The organism is Floridaenema aerugineum BLCC-F46 (assembly GCF_041929345.1).
Lineage (GTDB): Bacteria > Cyanobacteriota > Cyanobacteriia > Cyanobacteriales > Aerosakkonemataceae > Floridanema > Floridanema aerugineum.
Map to the genome: position 1 here is coordinate 1 of NZ_JBHFNQ010000175.1, position 2178 is coordinate 2178.

At 41.1% G+C, this 2178-nt stretch carries 5 protein-coding genes and 1 pseudogene; 5 read left to right on the forward strand and 1 reads right to left on the reverse strand.

Annotation, left to right across the window (positions count from 1 at the left end; translation table 11 throughout):
* The 5 genes from ACE1CC_RS22785 to ACE1CC_RS22805 form a co-directional block, all read left to right on the forward strand.
* Positions 1–587: hypothetical protein (locus ACE1CC_RS22785; RefSeq protein ID WP_413272728.1), on the forward strand; the 587-nt coding region annotated here is incomplete at its 5' end.
* Positions 584–802, forward strand: coding sequence for a helix-turn-helix domain-containing protein (locus ACE1CC_RS22790; RefSeq protein WP_413272729.1), 219 nt, complete (start codon positions 584–586; stop codon positions 800–802). The genes ACE1CC_RS22785 and ACE1CC_RS22790, both read left to right, overlap by 4 nt.
* A gap of 81 nt (positions 803–883) precedes the next feature.
* Positions 884–1114 carry a hypothetical protein gene (locus ACE1CC_RS22795; protein WP_413272730.1) on the forward strand — a complete coding sequence of 77 codons (231 nt, stop codon included), beginning with the start codon at positions 884–886 and terminating at the stop codon, positions 1112–1114.
* A 39-nt stretch (positions 1115–1153) separates the two neighbouring features.
* Positions 1154–1459: a hypothetical protein gene (locus ACE1CC_RS22800; protein WP_413272731.1), complete on the forward strand. Its 306-nt coding sequence runs from the start codon at positions 1154–1156 to the stop codon at positions 1457–1459.
* Between the two features lie 52 nt (positions 1460–1511).
* Positions 1512–1844, forward strand: a complete 333-nt coding sequence (locus ACE1CC_RS22805; RefSeq protein ID WP_413272732.1) for a hypothetical protein — start codon at positions 1512–1514, stop codon at positions 1842–1844.
* Positions 1845–1850: 6 nt separating this feature from the next.
* Here the strand turns inward: ACE1CC_RS22805 and ACE1CC_RS22810 are convergent.
* Positions 1851–2178 (reverse strand): annotated as a pseudogene (locus tag ACE1CC_RS22810) (hypothetical protein); the annotation flags it as partial.

Genomic DNA, 2178 nt, shown 5'->3' on the forward strand with positions numbered 1-2178 from the left:
AAAAGAATGTTAATGGATCTGAAATTTGGGTTCCAAAGATCAATCGTACCCAGATCGAAGTTTTAGCTATTGATGAAAATACAGCAGCTTCTATGGCGCTGATTTATCGCAAGATTGCAGAAATCCAAATTGATTTGATTAAGATGCGAAACACCGAACCGCCGATCGCTGTTATTCCAGAATGGTGGCAGGTGAGGATTGGGTCCGATCGCCCGCAGTTGGTTTGTTTGTACGCCGAAAAGCAAGGCAATAAATTGGGTAGAACCCGGTGGCCTCTAACGATTCCGCACTACGTCGGGGGTCACAAACCTCAACTACCTTCATACAGGAAAGGACAGTGGGAAGGGATTTTAGTTTTAAAGGACAACTCAAAAGTTATAGTTAACGCTGTTTCTAGAGAGGAATCAGAGCGGGTGATTAACGCGCTCCGTCAGTTTATCAATCCATCAATGCTCGCTGGTGCTCAGCTAAAAGTCGGATTGCGAAAAGGCAACCAACTCAAACAATGCTTGGTTGTGCCAAAATCTGTTCGGTTCTTTAAGACCGGACAGAAAAACACTGTACCTGACTGGGTGAATCTCCTATGAGTAATCTACACATTCCGCACTGGAAAAAATGCCGCGCTCTCAACGTGCAAGAAAAACTAATCAGCTTGCCTCGGTTTGCAAAGGAGCTCAATTACTCGCCAGATACAGTTCGAGTTTTGATAAAACGGCACAGCCTAGTAGCTTATAAAATAGCTGGCAAATGGTACTTGAGAAAAGACGACATAAAGCTGCTAAAGAAGCTACTTAGGGTTTAAGCCCTGTGATGACGACAATAAAATTCTTTTCTTGGTAAAGCTATAGTGGATTTGTACTAAAAACCCGATATAGGGGGTATTATGGCGGCTGCAATTACTACTACTGCAACTACTCTAGAAGGACAGGCTTTTGAGATCTTGAATGCCCTTCAGGATAGTGAACTGGCTCAACCTGAAGCAACACGACCTAACCGAGTTACTGTTTCTTATGATACTGAGGGGCTAACTGTCACACTGGGCTTGACGATGAACGTTACCCCAAGCAGTGCAGGAGGATCTCGCACCTTTACTCCTCTTGCTTATCTGCCATAATTCTTTTTTGCAATAAGAGAAAGTTGAAGGAAGTGTAATATGGCTAATAGACGCGATATGATATCGTGCCAAATTGGAACCAACAAACTAGGTTTTTATGTCCCGAAAGATTCCTACAAAGGCCTAGAATCCGAATTGGGAGTAAAAGTAGAAACTAACAACAAAGGAATGATTTTTGGTGCCAATAAGCCCAAGCCAGAAGTTGTTCGGATTACATTAGAAAACGGTAAGAGTTATACCAGATTTTGCCATCCTAACAAAAAGATTGGTTTGGTCTATGAAGGAAAGTTGAACGGCAAAACATTTAAGAGTGCTAAAATTTTAAGCGTTAGCGATCCTAATTAGTAACGTGGCAATCTCTTTGGAGGATAATAATTGGGTTACGAGATACACTACGATGGTATCTCGTAATTCAAAGTATTTTATTTTTCGGCCTTTTCCTAATGGCTTTAATTCTTTAATTCGATTAAAAATTACTAGTCCCTACAATTTAGATCCTCGTCCTTTGGCGGGAACGATTATTGTTTTTCCTGTAAGTCATTCTCACTACATTACTAGTCGGAGAATTTATTTAAATGAGTATTATTTATGGTATTTTCCTGTTAGAAATTTTGGATTAAAATTTAAACCTCGGAGATTTTTACCTTCTTTACCTCTATCTATAGCTGAGTGCCGTTTGCCGATAGATGATATAGCGATAGAAGACCTAAGATCGTTAACTCAACGGTAATCAACATCATTTCCACTGCTTTATGGTTTGAGTTATTTCAGTAGGGGTTTTGTTCCTTTGGATTAAAGTTTCAACTTCCAACCAGCGAGTCCGCGTCCGCTGATTGGAGGTGTTTCCTCCGGGGATGTGGATGGTTTTTTTGGAACCTGACACTTTGTTTAAGGAATAGCAATATCTCACATAAGTGTGATTGCGGCGTTCGTAGGTTTCAGTCCATTGGTACAGTTCACCCGTACTTCCATTTTGCCCCTGTGACAGTTCACCCGTTGTATCACTGTTATACAACGGGTGAACACTTTGGGAACTTACGGGTGAATTTACGGGTGAACTGTCA

Excerpts from the sequence above, each read along its gene's own strand:
- ACE1CC_RS22790 (WP_413272729.1), top strand. The coding sequence starts at position 584 with ATGAGTAATCTACACATTCCGCACTGGAAAAAATGCCGCGCTCTCAAC.
- ACE1CC_RS22795 (WP_413272730.1), top strand. The coding sequence starts at position 884 with ATGGCGGCTGCAATTACTACTACTGCAACTACTCTAGAAGGACAGGCT.
- ACE1CC_RS22800 (WP_413272731.1), top strand. The coding sequence starts at position 1,154 with ATGGCTAATAGACGCGATATGATATCGTGCCAAATTGGAACCAACAAA.
- ACE1CC_RS22805 (WP_413272732.1), top strand. The coding sequence starts at position 1,512 with ATGGTATCTCGTAATTCAAAGTATTTTATTTTTCGGCCTTTTCCTAAT.